The organism is Arthrobacter sp. LAPM80 (assembly GCF_046736435.1).
GTDB lineage: Bacteria > Actinomycetota > Actinomycetes > Actinomycetales > Micrococcaceae > Specibacter.
The window spans coordinates 55,814-80,699 of record NZ_JBCHVD010000013.1; the positions used below are offsets into that span (position 1 = coordinate 55,814).

The following is a 24,886-nucleotide window of genomic DNA, read 5'->3' on the forward strand; positions in this document are numbered from 1 at the left end:
TTCGCGAGCTGGTGGGGGCGCATCTGGTGCCGGCGTCGTTACTGGCGTGCCTAGCGTGCCGAACGCCGCCATGAACCGGCGCCGGGGCTCGGTGGCAGGTTCAGCTGCGACCGCCTGGCCCAATGCCTCGTGGGCGCCGCAGTGGATGCCGTTTCACCCCCGGCCGCCAAGGCAAGCACGACGGCGGTCACGGCAGCAAGCTCTTCGGCCGTCGGGTTGCCTTTGGTGACGCTCAGCAAAGGCTCCGCGGCGGGGTTCCCATGTGTTGGGTCGGTGGTTGGGCCCCCGAACGCGAGGGCCCCGGAGCGAGCTTGTGAGCTCTGGGAGCGTTCGGGGATCATAGCGGCATGTTCCCGTGCTTCTTGGCGGGCAGGCTGGCACGCTTATCATGCAGTGCGCGCAGGCCCTTGATGAGCTGGATGCGCGTATCCGAAGGGGCGATGACGGCGTCAACGTAGCCCAATTCTGCTGCCTGGTACGGGTTGAGCAGTTCGTCTTCGTAGTTGCGCACAATCTCGGCCCGGCGTGCCTCGACGTCGCCGCCTTCGGCCTCAACGGCCGCCAGGTCGCGGCGGTACAAGATGTTCACAGCACCCTGGGCGCCCATAACGCCGATCTGGGCCGTGGGCCAGGCCAGGTTCAAATCGGCGCCGAGCTTCTTCGAACCCATGACGATGTACGCTCCGCCGTAGGCCTTGCGGGTGATGACAGTCAGCTTCGGCACTGTGGCTTCGGCGTAGGCGTAGAGCAGCTTCGCGCCGCGGCGGATGATGCCCTGGAATTCCTGGTCCTTACCGGGCAGGAAGCCGGGGACGTCCACCAAGGTGATGATCGGAATGTTGAAGGCGTCGCAATTGCGGACAAAGCGGGCGGCCTTTTCGGAGGCGTTGATGTCAAGGGTGCCCGCGAACTGCATCGGCTGGTTGGCCACGATGCCCACGGTGCGGCCCTCGATCCTGCCGTAGCCGATCATGACGTTGGGTGCGTAGAGGGCCTGCATCTCAAGGAAGTGGGCGTCGTCGAGGATCTGCTCGATCACGTCGCGCATGTTGTAGGGCTGGTTCGCCGAGTCCGGAATCAACGTGTCAAGGGCGAGGTCGGCGTCCTCGAGCGTCAACTCCTGCCCATGGTCGCTGACGGGCGCCTCGGCGAGGTTGTTCGAGGGCAGGAAGTCAAGGAGCTCGCGGACAAACTCAATGGCATCTGCCTCGTCCGTGGCCAGGTAGGTGGAGGTTCCCGTGGTGGCGTTGTGCTGGCGGGCCCCGCCCAAGGTTTCCATGTCTACGTCCTCGCCAGTCACCGTCTTGATGACGTCGGGGCCGGTGATGAACATGTGAGAGGTCTTATCGACCATGACAACGTAGTCGGTCAGGGCGGGGGAGTAGGCGGCACCGCCGGCGCAGGGGCCCATGATGAGGGAGATCTGGGGGACGACGCCGGATGCATGCACGTTGTTGCGGAAGATGTCGGCAAACATGGCCAGCGAGGCCACGCCCTCCTGGATGCGGGCGCCGCCGCCGTCGTTGATACCCACCACGGGGCAGCCGTTGCGCATGGCAAATTCCTGGACCTTGACGATCTTCTCGCCGTTGACCTGGCTCAATGAGCCGCCGTAAACACTGAAGTCCTGGCTGTAGATGGCCACGAGGCGGCCGTCAACTGTGCCGTAGCCGGAGACGACGCCGTCGCCCAGCGGCTTCTTCTTCTCCATGCCGAACGCTGTGGAACGGTGTACGGCCAGGGCGTCGAACTCCACGAAGGAATCGGGGTCAACCAGCAAGTCGATGCGTTCGCGGGCGGTGTTCTTGCCCTTGGCATGCTGCTTTTCTATGGCTGCCTCACCGGAAGGCTTTTCGGACTGAGCCAGGCGGTCGCGAAAATCGGCAATTTTGCCTGCTGTCGTTGATAGATCGTGGCTCATTGGTACTCCGGCTCAATAGTGTGGAAAACGTCGTGCCCATTCATAGGAATTGCACAAAAGGGCAAACTCTAGGATCAGTCTAATAAGGGAATTGGCGCTTGCGTGTGTAGGAACCCTACAAAGTCGGCAGAAAACAATCTTAGATACCGCCACCGGTCGGCGTGTCAGAGGGTGCCGATAGGATTGAAACCATGAATGGCGCAGCAATAATATCCAAGCAACCCGGCCCGCAGCCCGCGCCACTGAACGCAGCATCGCTGAAGGCCGCGCTGACCCACCCCCAGGGGAACTTCGCCCGTGTGGAGGTTGTCGCCTCCGCCGGATCAACGAACACCGACCTTGCCGCACACGCCGCGGACAGTACGGCGCGCTGGCCTGACCTGAGCGTTCTGATTGCCGATGCCCAGCCCGCGGGAAAGGGCCGCCTGGGCAGATCCTGGGAGGTGCCGGCGGGGGCGGCCATGATTTCAAGTGTCTACCTGCATCCCGCGGCACAGCTGCGGCACAACGGAACCGGAAACCCTGCCGCTTTCCTGCCGACAGGCTACGGCTGGCTTTCCATCCTTGCCGGAATTGCCGCGTGCGAGCGGCTGCGTACCCTCACAGGGGTGCCGGCCGAGCTAAAGTGGCCAAACGACGTCGTTGCCAACGGCCGCAAGCTGGCGGGAATCCTGGCCCAGGTCGTGCCTGCCTCGGGCACCCGGGAGGGACCCGGCGTCGTGGTCGGGGCGGGGATCAATGTCAGCCTGCGGGCCGATGAGCTGCCGACACCCCGCGCCACGTCCCTCTTGGTGGAGGGCGGAACAGTGCTTGACCGCAATGTCCTGCTGCCGGCGTATTTGAACAAGTTTGCCGCCCTGTACAGGGAATTTGTGGCCGTTGGCGGGGATGCGCAGCGTCCGCTGGCAGGCGGGTTGAGCCTGCTGGAACTGGCTGGGTCGCATATGGGAACCCTGGGCGCGGAGGTGCGGGCCGAACTGCCCGGCGGCGCCATGCTGCAGGGAACTGCTACGGGCCTGGGAGTCGACGGCGCGCTACTGCTGCGCGATGCGGGCGGGACGGTCCACGCCGTCAGCGCCGGGGATGTGGTCCACCTGCGCCGCACGGGGCCAGACGGCACGGTGACGTATGCCTAAGTGGCTGCTGGAGGATGAACAGGTGGAACTTCGCATCCGCCCCCACCCGCGCCCGCTTATTTGGCCCATCACGGTGGGCTTGATGCTGCTCTTCATTGGTTTTGCCGGGCTGGGCGCCCTGCAGCCGGTGCCCTTCGCCCGGTGGGCACCCGGCGCCGCCGCCTTGCGCCAGCCAGCCGTTGCGCTGGTGTCGACGGGGGTGATTTTCATGCTGCTGGCCTACCCGGTGCGGCGCGTGCTGCGCTGGGTGTTCACGCGCTACGTGCTGACCAACCAGAGGCTGCTCGTCAGGCGTGGTGTGCTGGGCCGGATCAAGGAGATCCACGTCCTGGAACAGGTCCAGGAGGTGCGTCCCGTACAGAATTGGCGGCAAAAAATGGTCGGTTCCGGTGACCTGCAATTGCACATGTACAGGGGTCCTGTCCGAACGATTGCTGAAGTTCCCGTACTTAACAGGTTTAATAGTGAGACCCAACAGGCGTGGACCAAGGTGTTCAGAGAGTCCATTCAGCAAAGTCCCCGGCCGGGGGACTAGGCTAGTGAAGTTGGGATGAAAGAGAAGGAGCTGCGCAAGCTTGGAAGAGTCCATTGATCCACCCGAGCCATTGTTGCCTCCTGCATCACGCCATCAAACGCGGGCCCTGGAAACACAGCTGCTCGGCGGTGAGCGGACGCTCAAACGCCGTGACGTAGCCGCCGGGGTTGGCGTGTCGCTTTTGTCCGCGCGCAAAATTTGGCGCGCCATGGGCTTCCCCAACCTGGGGGACGACGACGTCGCCTTCACCGAACGCGACAAGGAAGCGCTGCAAACCGTTGTCACGATGGTCCGCGAGGGCCTGCTGACCGAGGAAACGGCCATATCGGTGACCCGTTCCATCGGCCAGATGACAGACCGCATGGCCGTCTGGCAGATTGAGGCCCTCGTTGAGGACCTCGTGGCTGAACACGGCGTCAGCGATGCCGAAGCCCGCCGTGCAGTGGTTTCCGAGCTGCCCAACCTGATCGCCCCGCTCGAAGAGCTGTTGATTTATTCCTACAGGCGCCAGCTCAACGCCGGCATCCAGCGCCTTGCCGTGCGCGCCGAGGAGGGCCTGGCCTCCAGCGAACTGGGACGTGATGGCGATGAGGACGATGCGCCGCTTCCCTTGGCCCGCGCCGTCGGATTTGCGGACCTTGTCAGTTACACATCGCTGTCCCGGCGCATGAATGAGAAGACGCTGGCCCGCCTGGTGCAGCGCTTTGAGAACGTCTGCGCGGAAATCATCAGCGTGGGCGGCGGCCGCCTGGTGAAGACCATCGGGGACGAGGTACTGTTCAACTGCGAAACGCCGGTTGCCGGCGCCCAAATCTCCCTGGCCCTGGCCGAGGCCATGGCGGCCGACGACTTCCTGCCCGAGGCCCGCGTTGCCATGGTGTGGGGCCGGGTGCTCTCGCGGCTGGGCGACATTTACGGCCCGACGGTGAACCTCGCGGCCAGGCTGACGTCCCTTGCCGAGCCCGGGACCGTGCTCGTTGACTCCGTCACGGCGTCTGCGCTGACCAATGACGACAGGTTCGTCCTGACGCAACTGCCCGTACAAAATGTCCGTGGTTTTGGCGAGATTGCCCCCGTGCTGCTCGGTCGCGGCAAGGGCAAGGGGCTCGTGGTCGACTAACGCCTGCCCCCGCGGGTCGGGGGTGCTTCGGCGCCGGGTCCAGCTAACGCACCACGCGGTAGCGGAGGTAGAGGACTCCCGAGCTCAAGGTGCGGGTCTCGACCCTTTCAAGGTTCACCCGGTCCTCGTGCCGGGAAAAGAACGGAATACCACCACCGAGCAGGACCGGGCATACCCTGATCCGGTACTCGTCGATCAATCCCAAGGCAGCCGCTTCTGCGGCAAGCATCGCCCCGCCGATCGCGATGCTGCCCTCGGCAGATTCGGCTCGCAAACGCTCGATTTCCTCCGCCAGGGTGCCGGAGGCCAGCCGGGCATTGCCCTGCACCGCCGACAAAGTGGAAGAGAAAACCACCTTCGGGAGCGCCACCCAGATTTCCGCGAAGTCGACTGTCGAGAAGTCCAGCGCCGGGTTCTGGGTGGCGGTCTCCCAGTAGAGCATCGTCTCGTACAGCCGTCGCCCCAGCAGATGGACGCCCGCCTCGCGCACTTCGTTGGTGGCGAGGCGGAATACATCCTCGTCGGTAGTCCCCCAGTCGAGGGAGCCGTCGGGCCCGACAACGTAGCCATCCAGTGACACGAGCATGGAGTACGTCACACTGCGCATCAAAAGCCCTCCCTGATTACGGTTCCATAGTACTGAGGTGTCTCTCCTGCGGATAGAGTGCGGCCCGGCCCTTGTTCGAGCGCCGCGGGACCCCGCCTCCCTGGGCAGAGCTAAGAAATGTGGCACATCAAGTATTACGCCATCATGTGGAGCAATCCGCTAGGATGCCATGGGCGATGTTCTTAGGTCTCCCGTCTGGTTTCACCCGATATTTCCGGCATGGGGGGATGCAGCCGGATCAGCGCCGCCGCACCTGAGCCCCTAATGTCGAACGGCCCGCATCCCGGGCGTTGGCGCCGCAAAACTCAAGATGGCACATTTGTCGAATTAAGGTATTTCATGGTTTCGAAGGTTTTCACCCGCGCTAATTCCCGCAGGAAGCTCTTTTCGGTTTCCGCCGCGGCAGTAGTCGCAACCGCCGTGGTCACGGGTGCGCTGATCTACCCCGGCTTCAGCACGGCAGACGTCGACCTCAACGACGGCGGGGTGTGGGTGACAAACCGCAGCGCCAACATGGTGGGCCACCTCAACGTGCCATCGACGGTCCTCGACGGCGGGTTCACAGCCACCGTGCCCGGCTTCAACGTGCTCCAGGACGCCGGCACAGTTTTCATGGACAACGATTCAGGCACGCTCCTGAACCAGGTCGACGTGCCCGGCATGACGCTCACGCAGGACATCGCGCTCGGTGGCGGCAAGTCGGTCTCGCTCGGCAGCGACATCACCATCATCACCGACCCGGGGTCGGGCAAGGTCTGGGCCGTGCCCACCACCGCGGCGGCGTCGTTCGATGAGAAGACCAGCAAACCCATCCTGACGAAAATGACCAACGCCCGGGCCGCCGTCGCACTTAAAACGCACGACGGCGTGAGCCAGGTTTTCGTGCTCAACCCGCGTGCCGGGGTGCTCACCGAAGCGCGTATTGGGGCGGACGGAAAAGTTGTTGATGCCAAGGAAACGGCCATGGACGGCCTCCCCGATTCGGCCAAGCTGCTCCTGAGCACTGTGGGGGACAAGCCCGTGGTGCTCGATCCCGACACCGGAACCGTGTTCCTGCCCGGCAACAAGCGGGTCACCGTTGCGCAGGCCAAGGGCGCGATGCTGCAGCAGCGCAGTGCCGACAGCGATTTTGTGGCCTTGGAAACCGGCAATGCGCTGGTGCTGCAGCCGCTTGGTGGCGGGCAGGCAAGCAGCGTCGATGTTGGTGCGCTGGGCCGGCCCATCGCGCCCGTGCAGCAGGCCGGCTGCGTCCATGCGGCATGGAACGGATCCAACAAGTACCTGTTCCACTGCCCCGGCAACGACTCGAAGCCCATCAGCATCCCCAAGGCCACAGCGGCCTCGGAGGTGGTGTTCAGGAAGAACCGGGACGTGGTGGTGCTCAACGACATGGCGGGCGGCGACGTGTGGCTCGTCAACGAAAACATGATGCTCGTGAACAATTGGGATGACCTGAAGGTTGACCAAAAGAACGCGGAAAATGCCGACAAGGAATCCTCGGACCCGAACGTTGTCAATACGCTGCCTGACCGGACCAAGCCAAACCGTCCGCCCGTGGCAGCGCCGGACACCTTCGGCGTCAGGGCCGGAGCCACCACCTTGCTGCCCGTCCTGTACAACGACTCCGATCCCGACGGGGACGTGTTGACCGTGCGCGAAAGTGCCGCACGGATCAAGGCCGGTACCCTGCAAACCGTGTACGGCGGAACGGGCCTGCAGCTGGTGGTGCCCGCGGATGCCGCGCCCGGCACCGAATCCTTTGGGTACACCGCCGACGACGGACGCGGCGGCACGGCGCAAGGCTCCGTCAGCGTGCGCGTGGTGCCCGAATCCGAAAACTCCGCGCCCGTTTCGATGCGGCCCACCACCATGGTTGTGGCCCAGGGCCAGAGCATCACCCAAAACGTCCTGGCCGACATGATCGACCCCGACGGCGACAGTATCTTCCTCGTAGGCGCCACCTCCGGGGAGGAAACCGGTCAGGTCAAGTTCACCCCCGACGGCGAATTGACCTACACCGACGACGGCTCCTCCAACGGCCTGCGGACAGTGACAGTCAAGGTCTCGGACACCCGCTCCATTGTCGAAAAGAAGATTACTGTCAGCGTCAAGCCAGCCGGGGGAGTGCCGCCGGTGGCCAACGCCGACTACGTGCGTGTGGTGGTCGGCAAAAGCGCCATCGTGGCACCGCTGAAGAATGACCAGGACCCCCTGGGCGGCGAATTGCGCCTTGCCAGCGTGGACAAGCCCGCAACAGGAACTGTTTCCCCCATTGCCGACAACGGCACCTTCACCTTCAAATCGGAAACCGTGGGCGCCACGTACCTGACCTACCAGGTCACCAATGGTCCGCAGAGCGCAACGGGGCTCATCCGGATCGACGTGGTTCCGGCCGAGGAAAATCTTGCCCCCATTGCCGTCAAGGACATGGCGCTGCTCCCCCTGGGCGGAACCGTGCTCGTTGACGTGCTCGGCAACGACACCGACCCGACGGGAGGCGTGCTGGTGGTGCGCGGCGTCGACGTGCAGGAGGACGCAGGTGTTTCGGTGACGGTGCTCGAACACAACGTCGTAAAAATTACCGACATCCGAGACCCGGGTTTCCCTGTCACCATCCAATACACAGTGGCCAACGGCCAGGGCACATCGAAGGGGAGCATCGCCGTCGTCCGCATCCCCTCGGCGTCAACACTCCAGCCGCCAGTGGCGCGCCCCGACGTGGTTGACGTCCGCGTGGGCGACGTCGCCAGAATCCCTGTCCTGGCCAACGACATGGACCCCAACGGTGACACCTTGAAGCACCCCGAAATTGTGCAGTCCCCGGATGGTGCAACCGGCAAGCTGTGGGTAGACCAGGACAGCCTGCGGTTCCTGGCGAAGGACACGCCAGGCTCGTTCACGGCGATTTACAAGGTCACCAATGACTCGGGCCAGTCGGACTCGGCAGCGGTGACGATCAACATCATCGCCGCCGACCCCGAACGCAACCTGCCGCCAGCGCCGAAGAACGTTCAGGGCCGGGTGATCGCCGGAGGGCAGACGAAAATCGCGATCCCCCTTGACGGCATCGACCCCGACGGCGACTCCGTGCGCCTGGTTGGTGTGGACATCCCGCCGACCCTCGGCACCGCCGTCGCCGGCAATGGATACATCCTGTACACGGCTGCCGGGAACGCGGCAGGGACGGACAAGTTCACCTACAAGGTGCGGGACCGGCTGGGCGCGGAAGCCATCGGCACCGTTGAGGTGGGCATTGCCCCTGAAGATTCCACGAACCGTCCGCCGGTTGCCTCCGACGACTTCATTTCCATGCGACCGGGCCGCCAGGTGGCGCTCGACGTGGTGCTCAACGACAGCGATCCCGACGCCGACAGGCTGTTCGTCACCAAGGACGGCTTCTCCGGTCCACAGGAGATGAACCCGTCGGTGACCGAACTTGGCCGGGTCCTTCTGACAAGTCCCGCCAAGACGGGCGCCGCCACGATGGGCTACACGGTCAGCGATCCCTCGGGGGCCACGGCCACGGCCAACATCCGCATGAGCGTCACCCCCGACGCCCCGCTGCGTGCACCCATTGCCCGTGACGATGAGGTGACGGTGCGGGAGGCGCTGGGCAAGAACACAGTCAACATTCCAGTGTTGAAGAACGACGAGGACCCGGACGGTGTGGCCGAACAGCTCACGGTGACCCTGGCTGCTCCCAACCCCAATGCGTCGGTCAACGCCGACGGTACCCTGCAGGTTGTGCTGACGCCCCAACCGCAGATGGTGCCGTACACGGTCACCGATCAGGACAAGCTGTCGTCAACGGCCATCGTGTGGCTGCCCGGGCTGAACGCCCAGTACCCGGTGCTGGCCAACAACGCGGTCATCAAGGTCCAAGCGGGGCAGACCGCCACGGCCAAGCTGAGTGACTACGTAAAGGTCCGCGAAGGGCGCACCCCGCGGATCACTCAGGCCGACAAGATCCAGATGATCGGCGCACCGGCCCGCAACGCCGTGACGGCCGACGGATCCGGGCTGGTCTACACATCCAACCTCGACTTCTACGGCCCGGGCTCCATCACCTTTGAAGTGACCGACGGCACCGGCCCGGAAGATCCTGATGGCTTGAAGTCCACCCTGACCATCATGACCCAGGTGGCCCCTGCCCCCGCGAAGAACCTGCCCCCGAAGCTCCAGGGCACGGAGCTTACGGTTGCCCAGCTGGAATCCGGCACGGTGAACCTGGCGCTTCTGGCGGGCGACCCCGAGAAGGATCCGCTGAAGTTCGCCCTTTCCGGCGAGAATTCGGCAGGCCTCAAGGCAAGGCTCGACGGCGGGATCCTCACCGTGGAGGCAGGCAAGGACGCCGTCCTGGGATCCGTGCACTCACTGGGGATTTCGGCCGACGATGGCCACAACCCTCCTGTCACTGCCGCTGTGACCGTCACTGTGACGTCGTCGACCAAGCCGAAGGCCGTGGCAAATGCCGACACCGTTCCGGATGCCCACGCAGGGCGCCTCGAAACGGTCCCCGTGCTGGCCAATGACGTGAACCCGTTCCCGGACACACCCTTGAAAGTTGTGGATGCCAAAATGACGACCGGGGCCGCCGGCACCAGGGTCGCCGTGGCGGGGGACAACGTCACGGTGCAGGCGCCGGATGACTTCACGGGCAACGTGGTTGTCACCTACACCGTTGCCGACAAGACCGGCGACCAGGCTCGCAGGGTGGACGGACGCATCACCTTGAATGTGAAGGGCAAACCTTCCGTACCCTCGGTTCCGCTGGTGCAGGAGGTCAAGAGCAAGTCGGTGATGCTGAAATGGGCCACTCCCGTTGACAACGGTTCGCCATTGACCGGATACACGGTCAAGAGGAACGACGGCGTCACGCAGGAATGTGCCACGAACACCTGCCTGATCACCGGACTGAAAAATGCCACGCCCTACACGTTTACCGTGAGTGCGAAGAATGCCGTGGGGGAGTCCGCCTTCTCTAGGGCGTCCGCCTCGGCAACGCCGGACCAGCAGCCGGACAAGCCTGCACCGCCCGTTGTGGTGCGAGGAGACAAACAATTGGATGTCAGCTGGGTGACCCCTGTGGGGGAGTATTCGGCCGTGACGAGTTTCAACCTCGAAATCTCCCCGGTTCCTGCAGGGCAGAATGCGCAAAGGTCGGTGACAGGCACCAAGTTCACCTGGCCGGGCCTGGTCAACGGCACCGAATACACGTTCAGGGTTCAGGCCGTCAACAAGGCACCCAAGCCGTCGGACTGGAGCGCATACGCTGTCAAACCCGGCAAGCCTGCGGGCAAGCCGTTTGCCGTTGCTGCCCCGACCACGGCCCTTGTCGACCAGGTGGGCAATCAGAACCAGCTGCGGGTCAACTGGACCGCGCCTGACCTCAACGGCGGTGAGCTGAAGCAGTACACGCTCATGACCTATCTGGACGGGGTACAGAAGGACTCAATCACCACCACGCAGACAAGCCAGACTGTTTCCCTGCCCAATGCGGCAGCCAACTACACCTTCAAGGTTCAGGTGGCCACGGAGGTGGCCGCCTCCGATCCGGGGCCGGCATCGGCCGGCTGGCGGTCGGTGAGCCAGCCCGGTCAGGTGGGCAAGCCTTCCATTGCCGTAGCCAACACCGGTGGGGCCGGAGGGCAGGTCACCGTCAACTTCACACCGTTGGGCGGGGCCGCCCTCGGTGGTGCAACGGCAGGGGAGATGACCTACTTTGCCAATGTCGCCCCTGGTGGCAGCAACATCCCGGTGACTCCGGGCCAGAGCGTGCCGGCTTCCAACGGTTCCGCCACGTCCGTCACGGTCTATGCCAGGTCCTCAGTCTTCGCCAGCGCCGGGAGTGCTTCTCCGCCGTCGAACGCGGTGACGCCCTTCGGTGCACCCGGGACGCCTGGGCTCAGCGGCGGCAACGGCGCACAAGACAGCCAAACAGTGTCCTATGCCTGGAGTTTCCCGGGCGGGGCAACAGATGCCAAGAGTGTCCAGGTCCAGGTTGACGGAGGTGCCTGGTCGGCCAAGGCCAGCAATGGCAGTGCCACTTACAACACAGGCGGCTTTGACAAAACGGTGACCATCAATGCGCGTGCGGTCAACTCCGTGGGTACATTCGGTCCGGTGCAGTCGGTGTCGCCCAGAAGCGGTGCCCAGACACCCCCCAAGCCCACCAGCTGGACCGTCCACGCAACGCCGTACCAGACGTGTTTGGATATCGCCTCAGGCAGCGGCAACCACTTCTTCCCCGGAAATCCGGCCACCTGCACCTCGCAATGGCTGGCCCCGAACGTCCCCGTAGAAGTGAACTGTTACAGGATTTGGGGAAGCCAGCCCTGGTACCACATCATCACCCCCGGTTATGAGAGGTGGAACCACGTCAAGGTAGACACGACCAACAGGCCCAACACCAGCGGCATACCGGCCTGCTAGCGCGTGTCTCTTGGCCGTCCGCACTGAGCATGACTGCGGACGGCCACACTGGGACCACTTCCGCTCCTCCTGGCCCGTCATTGAGCACCGCCAGTCCATCGGATTTATTAACGGGAAAGTTCTGGAAAGTGTAGTAATTCCCATACAAAAGGCCTAAAATAGTGGTATGGGCAGTTCAGTGAATTTCCCGACGGGTCGGGATCCTTCCCCCGCCACCTCCGGTGTGGCGGCACTGGTGGCCGGTCTTGTTCTTCCCTCCATTGAACCCCTTGCCACTGACATTGCGTGCCTGGCGGATTTGCCGCGCCTGCCCGATCCCGCCGCCAGGTTCCAGAGCCGCCCCACCGGCCCATCCGGCTCCGACCCATCCGGTTCCGGCCCTGATGCTGATGCTGATGCTGTTTTTGTGCCTGAGTGTCAGTTGGATGGTGCCCGGCTTTTGATGGATCAGTGCGCTGCGGACATCGCGGCCTTGAACCGGTTGCAGAATCGGTGTGCCGGGGTTGCTGCGCGCTTGTTGGAACGTTTTGAATCCGCTGCCGCCTTCGAAGGGACGGTGTTGGGGTTGGATGTGTGGGCGCGGGAGGCCCACCTGGACGGGTCCCGGGCCGAGATCGCCTCCCTGTTGCACCTGCCCGAGGGCGTGAACTACCAGTTGATGGCCCACGCGAAGACCCTGGTCCGGGACCTGCCAGCCACCATGGCCGTCCTGGAGGCGGGCGGGCTGGGGTGGGAGCATGCGGTGATCATCGCGCAAGAAACCGCCCTGCTGCGCCAGGGCGGCATCGCCGGGGACACGATTGAGAGGTTCGAGGCGGCCTTGTTGGGCAAGGCTGAAGGGTCCAGCCTGCCCAGCTTCAAGGAAAAAGCCCGCCGCCTGCGTGAACGCTCGTACCCGGAAACGATCCCGGCCAAAACCCGCCAAGCCTATACGCACCGGAACTTACGGATCAGCCGCGCCGTGGATGGCATGTCACTGCTGAGCCTGTGGGCCCCAGCCCCCAGTATCGAGGGGATCTGGGACCAATGCACCCGCACCGCCCAAGCAGCCCAAGGCCCCCACGAAACCCGCACCCTGACCCAACTCCGCGCCGACGTCGCCACCGCCTTGCTGCTGAATCAAACCATGGACGAAAACCACATCCACACCCCACCACCCACACTCACACCCACACCCGCACCGGTCCAGGTACGGGCTCCGGCACAGGCGCAGGCACCGGCTGGAGGGCAGGACGGTGGGCCGTGGTTTGCTCCGGTGGAGCCGGAGGGGTGTGCCGGCGGCGGGTTCCCGGACCCGTTCCACGGCGGCTACAACCCGCCAGCCTCAGGGGTCCCACACTTTGATGACCCAGACTACGAAGACCCCGGGTTCACGGACCCCGACGTCCTCGACTGGAACACGTGGCGGCCCCTGGCCACACAACCCACCCTCACCCCAGCCCCACCCAGAACCCCAGCACCAGCACCGGCCAGGGCAGGGACACCACCTGACCCGCCAGCCAACCACGACCACCCCGATGGGCCCGGGGTGGCGGAGGCCACCCCGGCGGGGTCGCCGGTGGTGTGGCCGCCGATGCCGAAGGTCCTGCCGATCATCCTTATCCCGGCCCTGTCGTTGTTGGGGTGCACGAATGAGCCGGCGTGGATGGAGGGCGTGGGGCCCTTGAGCATGGACGTCGCCGAACACCTCCTCGCGCAATCCTCCAGTTTCTACCGGGTGTTGGTGGATCCCATCAGCAACGAGCCCCTGGACAGTGCCCCGCAACGCTACCGGGTCACCACCGCGATGCGGACCATGCTGGCGATCAGGGATGAATACTGCCAATTCCCGGGCTGCCTGGCCAAGGCCGCCACCTGCGACATCGACCACCTCCACGCCTACGAACACGGCGGCACCACCACCTATAAGAATCTCCAGCACCTGTGCCACCGCCACCATGCCCGGTTCAAGCACTTCAAGGACGATAGGACCCGCACCGGTGCGTACCGCACCGACCAGTCCCCGGACCGGGCCGCCATCACCCTGCGCGGCTGGACCCCGACCATGACAGAAACAGGGGTCGCCTGGACCTCACCGGCAGGCTACTACTACCCGCCAGATTCCGGGGACGGGCAACCACCGCTCTACCCCGCATTCCTGAAAAACCTCATCAACACCACCCTCGAAGACCTCCAAACCAGCGGCAACTGGCACGATGACGCCTACTACACCCAAGCCGCAGCCACCATCGATCAGGAACAAGACTGGGACCCCGAGAACCTCCCCGAAGAACCCGCCTGGGCCATCCCCAACGCCGAAGACAACACCATCCTGACCGAACAAGCCATCGCAGACTTCCGCACCAACCACCCCGACGCAACCTGACACGGCCAGCGTGGGGGATGGAGATGGTTTTTGGAGCAGATAAAACCACCCAGCGATTATTGACCAGGTCCGAACTGCCTTGAGCGCCGTGGTTGATCCCTGAAACAACGGGTCGCGATCTGCTGACGCCGTAGATCGCGACTCAAATGGCCGGTAACGCCAACTAATGGATAAACTAATCCGGGTTTATCCGCGTGCAAGGCACGAATGAACAAGACTGAAAGAGGATCGACTATGTCCATGACGCCGGAACAGGCCACATGGTTTGCTGGAACGTTTGACAAGCTGGTAGCCAATGTCGGCCAGGCGATCCTGGGCAAGTCCCACGTCATCAGCCTGACCATTGCCGCGATGCTCGCCGAGGGCCACGTCTTGTTTGAGGATGCCCCGGGCACCGGCAAGACCATGCTGGCCAGGGCCCTCTCGGCAACGGTGAAGGGCACCAACTCGCGCATCCAGTTCACCCCCGACCTGCTGCCTTCGGACGTCACCGGCGTCATGATCTACGACCAGAAGAAGCAGGAATTTGAGTTCCACAAGGGACCCATCTTCGCAACGATCGTGCTGGCCGATGAGATCAACCGTGCATCGCCGAAGACCCAGTCGGCTCTTCTTGAAGTGATGGAAGAGTCCCGCGTGACGATGGACGGCACCACGTACGAAACGGGCCGCCCGTTCATGGTGCTGGCCACGCAAAACCCCATCGAGCAAGCCGGAACCTACCGCCTGCCCGAGGCCCAGCTTGACCGTTTCATCGTCAAGACCTCGATCGGCTACCCGGACCACGCATCCACTGTCCAGCTGCTTGCCGGCTCAAGCCAACGCGACAGGTCCGCCAGCCTGCAGGCAATCATCACCCCGACGGCGGTCTCTGAAATGGCTGACCTGGCCTCCACCGCCCACACCGACGCGGCCGTGCTTGAATACATTTCGCGCCTTTGTGAAGAGACCCGCAACGCCCCGGAAACCCGCTTGGGCGTCTCAGTCCGCGGCGCCATCGCCATGGTCCGCATCGCCAAGGTGTGGGCTGCCGCCAAGGGCCGCAACTACGTCCTGCCCGACGACATCAAGGAGCTTGCCCCCTACGTGTGGACGCACAGGTTCGTCATGGACCCCGAAGCCGAATTTGCCGGCGCCACCCCGGAGGCAGTCCTCTCCCGGGTTCTCGCCGAAGTTGCAGCACCCCAACAACGGGCCTCCGTCTAACAACAACAGCCCAGTCGGCCAAAGGTAAATAATGAGCATTGAATCCAGCGCAGGAAAGGTCCGGGACGTCCTGTCCCGACCCTTCCGCCGCGACGGGACACCCACGCGCCTGCACCCCACATCCCTGGGTCGTGAGGCTGGCAAGGTGGCAGGCATATACGTTGCCCCCGTGTGGTCCAAGGCCGCCGTGTGGTGCCGGCGCCACATCATGCCCGTTCTTGCCACGGTCAGCACCTTTGGCTATGTGGTCATGGGTGCGGCCGTGCTCCTGTGGATCCTTGGTGCCGGCTTCGGCTGGCAGGAAGCCAAGGTTGCGGCGCTGCTGGCCGTGGTGCTGTTGCTCATTGCCGTTGCCTTCGTCCTGGGCACGTCGATGTACGCCGTCACGCTTGACCTCGCCCGCACCCGGGTTGCCGTTGGCGACAACGCCGTTGGCAGCATCGCCGTCACCAACACGTCCTCCCGCACGGTGCTGCCGGCCGCCGTCGAACTTCCCGTCGGCCAGGCAACGGCCCTGTTCCACCTGCCGCGCATGAAGACGGCCGGGGTCCATGAGGACCTGTTCACGATTCCCACCACCCGCCGCGCCGTCATCACTGTGGGCCCCGTGCGTTCGGTGCGCGCGGACCCCCTGCAACTGCTGCGCCGCCAGGTGCTGTGGACCGAGCCGACAGACCTCTTCGTCCACCCCAGGACCACGTCCCTTGACGGCCCCGCGGCCGGCTTCCTGAAGGACCTCGAGGGCCTGACCACCAAGGACCTGACAAGTTCTGACATCGCCTTCCACGCCTTGCGCGACTACGTACCGGGCGACGACCGTCGGCACATCCACTGGAAAACCACAGCCCGCACCGGCAAGCTGATGGTCCGCCAGTTTGAGGAGACCCGCCGATCGCACATGGCGGTGGCGCTGTCGATCAACACCGATGAATACGAGCACGACGACGATTTCGAGTTGGCCATTTCGGCTGCGGCATCGCTTGGCCGCCAGGCCATCAAGGAAAACCGGGAGTTGAGCGTGCTCACCCAGCGGGGTCCGGTCCGTTGCGAGACGGGCAGGAACCTCCTGGACGACATGACAAGGCTTGCCGGCCACAACCGCCGCGGCACATCCGTTGACCTGGCACGCACGTTGTCGGACGCCGTGCCCAACGCCTCTGTCATGTTCATGGTGGTGGGCTCCAAGGTCACCCCGGCGCAGCTGCGCAGTGCCGCTGCGTCAGTGCCGCCGGGCGTCCGGGCCTTCGCCATCCGGTGCCACACCGGGGCGCAGTCAGCCCGCGCCAACATTGCCGATCTGACAGTTCTGACACTGGGAGACATCAACGATCTGGCCGTTGTCCTCAGAAAGGCCGTCGCGTGAGCGCCCGCAGGAGCGCGGCTGCACAGCCGCAGCCAAACCGGCCGCAGCCAAACCTGCCCCGCACCTCGGTGCGCCGGGCCCCGTCGCCCTTTGCCGGCGGCCGTGCAACGTGGCACTTCCTGCTCGACGGCGCCGTGCTGCTCGTTCTGCTGGGCATCGCGGTCCTGGGCTTCGGCCCCACTTTTGGCCACGACCTGCGGTACCTGGTTGCCGGCTTTGGTGCGATAGTGCTGGGCCTGGGCGTTGCCGCGGCGGGGGTCCGTTGGCGCCTTGGCCTCATCACCATGGTCGGGCTTGGCTTTGTTGTCTACATGCTCTTTGGCAGTGCCCTGGCGGCGTCGAACGAGGCGATTCTGGGCATCATTCCCAGCCTTGCCTCCCTGCGCGGGCTTCTGCTTGGCATCATGCTTTCGTGGAAGCAGCTGCTGACCCTGGCCCCGCCGGTGGGAATCGGCGTCGAGGTCATGGTGGTTCCGTACCTGTCGGCGTTCGTGTGCGCGGTGGTTGCCGGCACGCTCGCCTGGCGCCTGCGCAGCGCCTACTGGGCCATGCTGCCAGTGCTTGTCCTGTTCGTCACCGCCATCTTGTTCGGCACCGCGGAGGTCTTCCTTCCTGTCCTGCGCGGCTCGCTCCTGAGCGTCGGCGCCATCGGGTGGCTTGCCTACAGGCAGGAATTGCTGCGCCGGGAAACCGCCGTGGCCATCTCCGCCAACCAGCCTGTGCAGGATGCCGCCGGCGCCCGCACGTCCCTGCTGCGCCGCATTGGCCTCGCCGCTGGCGTGATCGCCATAGCCGGCGCCGTCACGATGGGTGCCGCACCCGCGCTGACCACCAGCTCAAGCAGGGAGGTCCTGCGGGACACCGTCATCCCGCCGCCTGAACTGCACGAGCTGCCCTCGCCGCTGACGAAGTTCCGCGACTACGTCAAGAACGAAAAGGACACCGTCCTGTTTGACGTCCAGGGGCTGCCCAAAAACGGCCGCGTCCGGGTCGCCGCCATGGACAATTACGACGGCGTCGTGTTCAACGTGGACCCGAACAGCTCTGCATCCTTTGCCCCGATCGGCGACCCCAAGTCACTGAACCACGGCGGCACAGGCACCGGGGCCGACGTCGGGCTTGTCATCGACGGCTACGCGGGAGTCTGGATCCCCAGCCTCTCTGTGCCGCTAAGCCTGCGCTACACAAGCGCCCAGGGCGCCACCCCCACGCTGTACCTGAACAAGGAATCGGGCACGGCGCTGAACCTCTCCGGCGTGGCCAAGGGGGATTCGTACTCCATGGAGGCGGAATTCCCCGGCGTCGATGCGAACAAGCTTGCAGGCTCCGGCTTCGGTTCCGTCCGCCTGCCAACGCTCGAGAACGTGCCACCCGTGGTGGGCACCAAGGCCAACGACATCATCGGTGAGGCCGACACACCGCTGAAAAAGGTGCAGGCACTTGAAGGCGCACTCCAACGCGAGGGCAAGTTCAGCAACGGGCTCGACGGCCAGACGCCGTCGAACTCGGGCCACAGCGCCGCGCGCATCACCAAGCTGCTCAGCGGCAAGGAAATGGTGGGCGACGACGAGCAATACGCCTCCGCCATGGTGCTGATGGCCCGCCACCTTGGCATTCCCGCCCGCGTCGTGATGGGCTTCTACCTGGACGAAAAGGATCCCAACAACGGGGCATCGACCGTCCAGCTCAAGGGTTCGGACGTCCACGCGTGGGTCGAGGTGAACTTTGCCGGACTCGGCTGGGTGCCCTTCAACCCGACGCCTGACAAGGACCACGTGCCCAGCCCGCCCGAGCCACAGAACGCCTCCAAACCCAAGCCGCAGGTGCTGCAGCCGCCGCCCCCGCCGCAGGAGCCGGCCGACCTTCCTCCCGACAGTGCCCCCGACGCGCTGGACACCGACGGGAAGAAGAACAACCAGGACGAGATGTTCGGCGCCATCTTGATGGTCATCGGCGTGGCAGCCATCCCCGTCGCCGTCATTGCGCTGCCGCTGATCCTCATCGTTGCCCTTAAAACACGACGCCGGAAACGCCGCCACCGGGCAGGCCTGCCCACCGACAGGCTGGGCGGCGGATGGTCAGAGGTGCTCAGCGTCGCGACCGATCTGGGGGCGCCGCTGGAGGGAAAAGGCACCCGGCGCGAGATGGCGGTTTTGCTTCACGGGGCCTTCCCCGAAAGCCAGGCAACCAACGCGCTGCTGGCAGAACGGGCCGATGCCGCAATCTTCGGCCCGGGGCAGCCAAGTGAAGATGACGTCGCCACATACTGGCAAAACGTCGAACAATCCGTCAACACCATGAGCGGGTCGGTAGGATTCTGGAAGCGGCAACGGGCAAAGTTCTCCCCGAGGTCGCTCATGGCGGACGCCAAGGCACGGGCCAGGAACAAGGCCCGTGCACGGAGCGACCCCGCCGAAGATGCAACGCCTGGCAGTGGGGCACAACGCTCCGCACTGGCCCGGTGGATGAAGAAGTCCTAAGAAGGGTACGAAGGAAATGGCGCAAAAAGTGGCTGACCCCTGCCGAAACTGCGGGACGGTGCTTGCCCCCGGCGCGGCCTTTTGCACACTGTGCGGGGCCGCGGTGGCGAACCGTGCTGCCTCTCCGGCGCCTTCCTCCGTGGCGCAGGCTTCAACCATCACCCCCGTTTCGATGCCCGGCATCGTGCCCGTGGGCGTAACGTCCCAGGGGCCGCTGCTTGCCCCGCAACAGCTGGGGGCAGACCCGCGCATCGCCGCGGCGGCCGCACTGGTTCCCGGCGGTGCCGGCCTGCGCTTCGCCGCAAAGATCATCGACGGGATTCTGCCCTTCCTCCTTTTGACCGTGGCCGTCATCATTGGCAGCTTCACCGTCACGGTGACCCGGGTTGGCAACTTTGAACAATACAACTTTCTTTGGCTGAGCACTTTCGTTGGCATTGCCGCACTGCTGTCGATTGCCTACGGCATCTGGCTGTGGCTGTGGGAAGCCAAGGCCGGCAAGACGCCGGGCAACATCCTGCTGGGGCTGCGCACAACCAACATGGACGGCGGACCCGCCGGCATCCTGGCGATTTTCCTGCGCAACCTGATCATCGGCCTGGGCGGCATTGTTCCCACCATCGGCCCGATCATCGTCATCATTTCCAACGTCTGGGACGCAAACGGCAAAAGGCAGGGCTGGCACGACAAGGTGGCCCACACCCTGGTCTTCAACGTCAAGGGCGGACGGGATCCTTTGGAAACCGGCGGCATCGCAGGACGCGCCGATTTCACCCCGGCACCTGTTCCCACCATTTCACAGGTCCATTCGCCGCTGGCCCGGCCCGCCCAGGGCAGTCCCTTCGCGCCGCCGTCGAGCCCGCAGCCCCGGATCCCTGTCGATGAGGGGCCCATCACTTCAGTTCCCGGCGTGGCCCGCCCCACCGAACCCTTCCAGCCCGTGCAGCCTGCCGCAGCACAACAGTCTGCGGCAACCGCCGAATCCGACGACGACGCGGGGGAGACCCGCATGCGTCCGCACGCCCCCAGCCAGTCCCTGCGGCTGACCTTCGATGACGGCCGCACGGAGGACATCAGCGCGGTGGCCCTGATCGGCCGCAATCCCGCCGGATACGATGGTGAAATGATTCAGCGACTCATCCCCGTCCAGGACTCCGGCAGGTCGGTGTCCAAGACGCACCTGCATCTTCGAGTCGGCGGGGAGGGCCTGTGGGTGACGGACAGGAATTCCACCAACGGAAGCGCCATCACCAACCCGGGCGGCGTCCGGACCCCGCTCACTCCCGGCGCGCCCGCACTCGCCGGGGTCGGCTCCCGCGTGGACTTTGGCGACCGCTCATTGATGGTGGGTCCCGCGTGATGCCGGGCAATGGCACAGGGCATGAGGGCGGGGGTGTGCGGATCAGCTTTGGCTTCGGCACCGACCGCGGCCTGCGCAGGGAACTGAACGAGGATTCTTTCCTGGCCGCGGACCCCCTGTTCACTGTCGCCGATGGCATGGGCGGCCACGAGGCCGGCGAGGTCGCAAGCCGCGAATGCATCCTGACACTGAGCCAACAGCCGCTCCTGACGGGGGGCTGCCGGGAGGCAACGGCGTCGGACCTGCAGACGGCCCTGCGACTGGCCGACCAGCGCATTCGCGAACTCACCAACGCCAGGGCGGGTACCACTGTCAGCGGCGTCGTTGTGGTGGAGGAACGCGGCGTGCCCTACTGGCTTGTCTTCAACGTGGGCGACTCCCGCACGTATCGCCTGAGCCAAGGCACTTTTGGCCAAATCAGCGTGGACCATTCAGAGGTCCAGGAGCTTGTCGACGCCGGGTTAATCACCCCCGCCGAGGCCCTGGTCCACCCGCGCCGCCACGTGGTGACCCGCGCCTTGGGCACAGGACCGGACACCCAGGCGGACTTTTGGCTTGTGCCGATCGAAGACGGCGACAGGATCCTTATCTGTTCCGACGGACTCTCCGGTGAGCTGAGCGACGACCAGATACACCGTGCCCTGGGCACCCTGCGCCATCCGCAGGACGCCGTCGATTCGCTGATTCAGTCCGCACTGCGTTCCGGCGGGCGCGATAACATCACTGTCGTGGTGGTCGATGCCGGCAACGTCAACGGCGGCGCGGCCGAGGAAACCCTAAACAACGTCGACACCGCGGCGCAGCCCATCGTCGAGAAAACCACCTTGCCCCGGATGTCGCCGTCAACCGGCGTCCTGCCCGTGCTTGAATCCATTCCGGAGTCAGTGCGCACACCCCATTTATCAGCACCCTTGCACGAGGAGAATCATGGTTAGCACGACCTACACGACGGGTTCCTGGCTAGGAATCGTGCGCTCGGGATCGATCATTGTCCTTGACGGGCACACCGATCCCTCCACCGTGGGTGAGCTGTGGGACTTCCTGGGCCAGGAGCCGACCATCCACGGCGTCCTGAACGCTGTCACCGAAAAGTTCGGCACGAGCCTGACCGGCATGCCCGACTTCGCCATCGTGGTCCAAAGCGACAGGCTGCACGCCATCCTGCGCGGGGACATCACGTTGCTTGCCCACACGCCGCAGGGAATCGAAATGGTGTCGGGCCGCGACGTCACCACCTGGAGCGAACGGTCCCTGCAGCTGTCGGGCGCCATCGAGATGGCCATGGGCGAACCTGCTTCCGGCAGCGAAGCGATCGTGCTGCCCCTGGGCGAAGCCGTGGTGCGGCTGCGGGCACTGGCCATGGCCGGCGCATCCACCGCCGCCACCGTCGAGGCAAAAGCCACCCACGACGGCGGATTGCCCACCCCCGTTCCCGGCCCGCCAGCGCCCGGGGTACTTGAGGAGCCGGCAGACCAGCCACCCGCCCCTGAGGAGGCCGAACCGCAGGAAACCACCCCGGAGGAGGACGCCTGGGCGCTGGCCGAATTCGCCATGGCCGCGGAGGCCGCCGATGCCGAATGGAATGCGCAGCTGGCCCCCCTCGACGTGCCGCATCCGGACGCCGATGAACCGGATGTCGAACACGACGCTGAACCCTACATTGCCGACGACGGTGCTGCGGAGGAATCCCCGGAACTGCAGGCCGTTGAAGCCGACATGAACCTCACCATGCGCCCCGAGACGGGCGATGACGCGGACGATGACGCGGACGATCAGGCAGCCTCCGAACCGGACCCCTTCGAGTACGCGGCACCGGCGGGGGCCGAGGCTGTCGACGAGGGTTTCACCACCAACTATGACTTCCTCTTCGGCGACACCTTGGTCGGCGGAAGCGTTGAGAATGCAGCGGTCCGGCTGGATGAAGACGGCCAGCCCATCAGCCAGGCGCCCTTGGAGCATTCGCTGCCCCCACTGCCGCCCCTGCCCCCGTCTGCCGGCCACATCGCCAAGGCAGTGGACACCGCCGTGGCCGAACCCGAGCCTGCGGAGACGGCGCCTGAGGGACTGCTGATTGACTCCGTACCGTGGGACATCGCCTCCGCGCAGCCTGAAGGAGCACCTGAAGACGAACAGGCCCCAGCAGCGCAGCAGGCAACCCAACAGGAGGACACGGCCTACGACCCGGACCACGACGGTCACACAGTCATGCGCAGCGGCCTTCTCCGCGACGGACAGCCTGCCCCCGAGACAGTGGCATCACGCCCGCCCACAGGCCCCATGGTTTTGGCGCGGGTGTGCCCCAACGGGCATGCAAACCCGCCGAGCCACTCGCAGTGCTCCGACTGCGGCGCAATGATCAGTTCCGAACCCCGCGAAGTGGGCAGGCCCCGGCTGGGCACCATGCACATTTCAACCGGTGAAGTGATTGAGCTTGACCACTCGCTGATCATTGGCCGGCAGCCATCGGTGTCCCGCGTCATGGGCGGTGCCATGCCCCGGCTGGTGCAGGTCAAGAGCGGCAACGGCGACATTTCACGCTCCCACGTCGAGGTCCGCCTCGACGGCTGGGACGTGCTGCTCGTTGACCTCAAGGCCACCAACGGCACGGTGCTTGTCCGCGAGGGCCAGATGCCGCGCCGCCTGAGCCAGGGCGAGGAAGCGATCCTGCTCAACGGCGACATTGCCGAATTGGGAGACGGCGTCTCGCTGCTCTTTGACGGACTCCTGTGAGCAGCCGGCGGGCCCCGGCGGCACCACCAACGCTGCCGGGCTACAGGTTTGTCTCGGTCCTCGGATCTGGCGGCTTCTCCGACGTCTACCTCTACGCGCAGGACAGGCCGCGGCGCAAGGTCGCAGTCAAGGTGCTCACCGCCGACCTCATGACCGAGGGCGCCCGCGCCAGCTTCGAGTCCGAGGCCAACCTCATGGCGCAGTTGTCGGCCCACCCGTACATCGTCACGATTTTCGAGGCGGAGATCACCGATTCCGGGCATTCCTACCTGGCCATGGAGTACTGCTCCCGGCCAAGCCTTGACATGCAATACAGGCAGGGCCGCTTCAGCGCCGACAAGGCACTTGAAATCGGCATCCAGGTGGCCTCGGCCGTTGAAACCGCCCACCGGGCCGGCATCGCCCACCGCGACATCAAGCCGGCCAACATCCTTGTCACCGACTACAACCGCCCTGCCCTGACCGACTTTGGCATATCGGGAACCACGGACTCAATCCAGTCCGGCGGCGGTGGCATGTCAATCCCGTGGTCGCCGCCGGAGTCCTTTGGTCCGGGGGCAACGGATGGCGTCAAGGTCGACATCTGGGCACTCGCCGCCACCATCTACACCCTGCTGGCCGGGCACTCGCCGTTTGTCATCCCCGGCGCCGACAATTCACAGCGGAACCTCATGGACCGCATCGCTGCCGCGCCGCTGCCCCGCCTGGGCCGGGCCGACGTGCCCGAGGCCTTGGAACTGGTGCTGGCTACGGCGATGGCGAAGCCGCCAAGCTCAAGGTACGGCTCTGCCAAGGACTTTGCCCGCGCCCTGATGCGCGTCCAGGCAGATATGAACCTCTCAGTCACCCCGTTTGAGGTGCAGGAGGAGGCGCCATCCCACGAGGTGCCCGCCGAAAATTCCGAAGCCACCAGGGTCCGCAGCATCATTTCCATTGACCCCGATGCAGCCACCTCAAACCCCACGTTCCCGACGCGCCCGCTGCGCGGCGGCCCCGCCGCAATTACCGGAACCACCGGGTCCACCGGGTCCACCACGGGTCTGACCCGCAACGGGCAGACAATTCCCGGCCCGGCCCTGCTCCGCCAGGCCCCGCCGCCACCGGCCCATGAATTCGTGCTTGATTCAACCATCGCGCGCAACGATCTGCCGGGGGACGCCGTGCAGGCACCGGCCGCACCCGCCCACCCGCAACGCAAGTGGCTGGGACTGGTCTCGGGGCTGGTGCTCGCGGCCGCCGTCGTGGTTGGGGCGATGGTCTTCATCAATGTCGGGGCGCCGCACAAGAGCGACCCTGGCGACGTTGCGCAGTCCGCACCAGCAACGGCACTGGTGATTGGAGCGGAGGTTCCCGCCGTCACCGGACTGAGCGCCACGCCCATGAACGGCGGCTCGGAGTGGACCTGGACCAATCCTGATCCGCAAGATGGCGACAAATACGTGTGGGCGGCCGTCAGTGCCGTCGACTCCGGCGAGTTCAAGCCGATCACCGAGGCAAGGGTCTTTGCCGTCAACGGATCAAACGACCAGTCGTGCATTGCGGTGAAACTGGTGCGCAAGAACGGCCAGACGTCCCAGGAGAGCAAGAAGTGCTCCTAGCAACAACCAGAAACAACAACGCACACCAGGGGG

Annotated in this window: 15 protein-coding genes; 12 read left to right on the forward strand and 3 right to left on the reverse strand. The window is 65.0% G+C overall.

The window, feature by feature from the left end; genetic code table 11:
- Nucleotides 1-50 precede the first annotated feature (50 nt).
- Nucleotides 51-341: an acyl-CoA carboxylase subunit epsilon gene (locus tag AAGW05_RS13525; protein ID WP_411805075.1), complete on the reverse strand. Its 291-nt coding sequence runs from the start codon at nt 339-341 to the stop codon at nt 51-53.
- Nucleotides 338-1,921 carry an acyl-CoA carboxylase subunit beta gene (locus AAGW05_RS13530; RefSeq protein ID WP_411805076.1) on the reverse strand — a complete coding sequence of 528 codons (1,584 nt, stop codon included), beginning with the start codon at nt 1,919-1,921 and terminating at the stop codon, nt 338-340. Before AAGW05_RS13530 ends, AAGW05_RS13525 begins: the two co-directional genes overlap by 4 nt.
- Nucleotides 1,922-2,112: 191 nt before the next feature.
- Between AAGW05_RS13530 and AAGW05_RS13535 the strand changes: the two genes are divergently transcribed.
- From AAGW05_RS13535 to AAGW05_RS13545, 3 genes are read left to right on the forward strand one after another with little or no spacing between them, the layout of a single operon-like run.
- The gene (locus tag AAGW05_RS13535; protein WP_411805077.1) at nt 2,113-3,057 is read left to right on the forward strand and encodes a biotin--[acetyl-CoA-carboxylase] ligase; all 945 of its coding nucleotides are present in this window, start codon (nt 2,113-2,115) and stop codon (nt 3,055-3,057) included.
- Complete coding sequence (locus AAGW05_RS13540) at nt 3,050-3,592, forward strand: PH domain-containing protein (protein WP_411805078.1); 543 nt, start codon at nt 3,050-3,052, stop codon at nt 3,590-3,592. Before AAGW05_RS13535 ends, AAGW05_RS13540 begins: the two co-directional genes overlap by 8 nt.
- 40 nt (nt 3,593-3,632) lie before the next feature.
- A complete protein-coding gene (locus tag AAGW05_RS13545) occupies nt 3,633-4,712 on the forward strand; it encodes an adenylate/guanylate cyclase domain-containing protein (RefSeq protein ID WP_411805079.1) in 1,080 nt (359 codons plus the stop codon).
- A gap of 43 nt (nt 4,713-4,755) precedes the next feature.
- On the opposite strand, the gene AAGW05_RS13550 is transcribed toward AAGW05_RS13545, so the two are convergent.
- Nucleotides 4,756-5,319 (reverse strand): dihydrofolate reductase family protein, encoded by a 564-nt coding sequence (locus AAGW05_RS13550; protein ID WP_411805080.1) that lies wholly within the window; start codon nt 5,317-5,319, stop codon nt 4,756-4,758.
- Between the two features lie 339 nt (nt 5,320-5,658).
- On the opposite strand from AAGW05_RS13550, the gene AAGW05_RS13555 reads away from it, so the two are divergent.
- The 9 genes from AAGW05_RS13555 (at nt 5,659) to AAGW05_RS13595 (ending at nt 24,853) form a co-directional block, all read left to right on the forward strand.
- Entirely contained in the window at nt 5,659-11,751 is a 6,093-nt protein-coding gene (locus AAGW05_RS13555; RefSeq protein WP_411805081.1) for an Ig-like domain-containing protein, read from the forward strand.
- 166 nt (nt 11,752-11,917) lie between these two features.
- Nucleotides 11,918-14,116: a DUF222 domain-containing protein gene (locus tag AAGW05_RS13560; protein WP_411805082.1), complete on the forward strand. Its 2,199-nt coding sequence runs from the start codon at nt 11,918-11,920 to the stop codon at nt 14,114-14,116.
- A 234-nt stretch (nt 14,117-14,350) separates the two neighbouring features.
- Nucleotides 14,351-15,322 (forward strand): AAA family ATPase, encoded by a 972-nt coding sequence (locus AAGW05_RS13565; protein ID WP_411805083.1) that lies wholly within the window; start codon nt 14,351-14,353, stop codon nt 15,320-15,322.
- Nucleotides 15,323-15,353: 31 nt separating this feature from the next.
- The gene (locus tag AAGW05_RS13570) at nt 15,354-16,685 is read left to right on the forward strand and encodes a DUF58 domain-containing protein (RefSeq protein WP_411805084.1); all 1,332 of its coding nucleotides are present in this window, start codon (nt 15,354-15,356) and stop codon (nt 16,683-16,685) included.
- A complete protein-coding gene (locus AAGW05_RS13575; protein ID WP_411805085.1) occupies nt 16,682-19,165 on the forward strand; it encodes a transglutaminase-like domain-containing protein in 2,484 nt (827 codons plus the stop codon). The genes AAGW05_RS13570 and AAGW05_RS13575 overlap by 4 nt, the downstream gene beginning before the upstream one ends.
- A gap of 28 nt (nt 19,166-19,193) precedes the next feature.
- Nucleotides 19,194-20,525, forward strand: coding sequence for an RDD family protein (locus AAGW05_RS13580; protein ID WP_411805086.1), 1,332 nt, complete (start codon nt 19,194-19,196; stop codon nt 20,523-20,525).
- Nucleotides 20,525-21,460, forward strand: coding sequence for a PP2C family protein-serine/threonine phosphatase (locus AAGW05_RS13585; protein ID WP_411805104.1), 936 nt, complete (start codon nt 20,525-20,527; stop codon nt 21,458-21,460). Before AAGW05_RS13580 ends, AAGW05_RS13585 begins: the two co-directional genes overlap by 1 nt.
- On the forward strand, nt 21,453-23,255 hold the full coding sequence (locus AAGW05_RS13590) for an FHA domain-containing protein (protein WP_411805087.1): 1,803 nt from the start codon (nt 21,453-21,455) through the stop codon (nt 23,253-23,255). Before AAGW05_RS13585 ends, AAGW05_RS13590 begins: the two co-directional genes overlap by 8 nt.
- The gene (locus tag AAGW05_RS13595; RefSeq protein ID WP_411805088.1) at nt 23,252-24,853 is read left to right on the forward strand and encodes a serine/threonine-protein kinase; all 1,602 of its coding nucleotides are present in this window, start codon (nt 23,252-23,254) and stop codon (nt 24,851-24,853) included. Before AAGW05_RS13590 ends, AAGW05_RS13595 begins: the two co-directional genes overlap by 4 nt.
- Nucleotides 24,854-24,886: the final 33 nt, after the last annotated feature.

Bases quoted from the DNA above. Each gene is read 5' to 3' on its own strand.
- AAGW05_RS13560 (WP_411805082.1), top strand. From the start codon at position 11,918: ATGGGCAGTTCAGTGAATTTCCCGACGGGTCGGGATCCTTCCCCCGCC.
- AAGW05_RS13570 (WP_411805084.1), top strand. From the start codon at position 15,354: ATGAGCATTGAATCCAGCGCAGGAAAGGTCCGGGACGTCCTGTCCCGA.
- AAGW05_RS13555 (WP_411805081.1), top strand. From the start codon at position 5,659: ATGGTTTCGAAGGTTTTCACCCGCGCTAATTCCCGCAGGAAGCTCTTT.
- AAGW05_RS13525 (WP_411805075.1), bottom strand. From the start codon at position 341: ATGATCCCCGAACGCTCCCAGAGCTCACAAGCTCGCTCCGGGGCCCTC.
- AAGW05_RS13585 (WP_411805104.1), top strand. From the start codon at position 20,525: ATGCCGGGCAATGGCACAGGGCATGAGGGCGGGGGTGTGCGGATCAGC.
- AAGW05_RS13540 (WP_411805078.1), top strand. From the start codon at position 3,050: ATGCCTAAGTGGCTGCTGGAGGATGAACAGGTGGAACTTCGCATCCGC.
- AAGW05_RS13550 (WP_411805080.1), bottom strand. From the start codon at position 5,319: ATGCGCAGTGTGACGTACTCCATGCTCGTGTCACTGGATGGCTACGTT.
- AAGW05_RS13530 (WP_411805076.1), bottom strand. From the start codon at position 1,921: ATGAGCCACGATCTATCAACGACAGCAGGCAAAATTGCCGATTTTCGC.
- AAGW05_RS13535 (WP_411805077.1), top strand. From the start codon at position 2,113: ATGAATGGCGCAGCAATAATATCCAAGCAACCCGGCCCGCAGCCCGCG.
- AAGW05_RS13565 (WP_411805083.1), top strand. From the start codon at position 14,351: ATGTCCATGACGCCGGAACAGGCCACATGGTTTGCTGGAACGTTTGAC.
- AAGW05_RS13590 (WP_411805087.1), top strand. From the start codon at position 21,453: ATGGTTAGCACGACCTACACGACGGGTTCCTGGCTAGGAATCGTGCGC.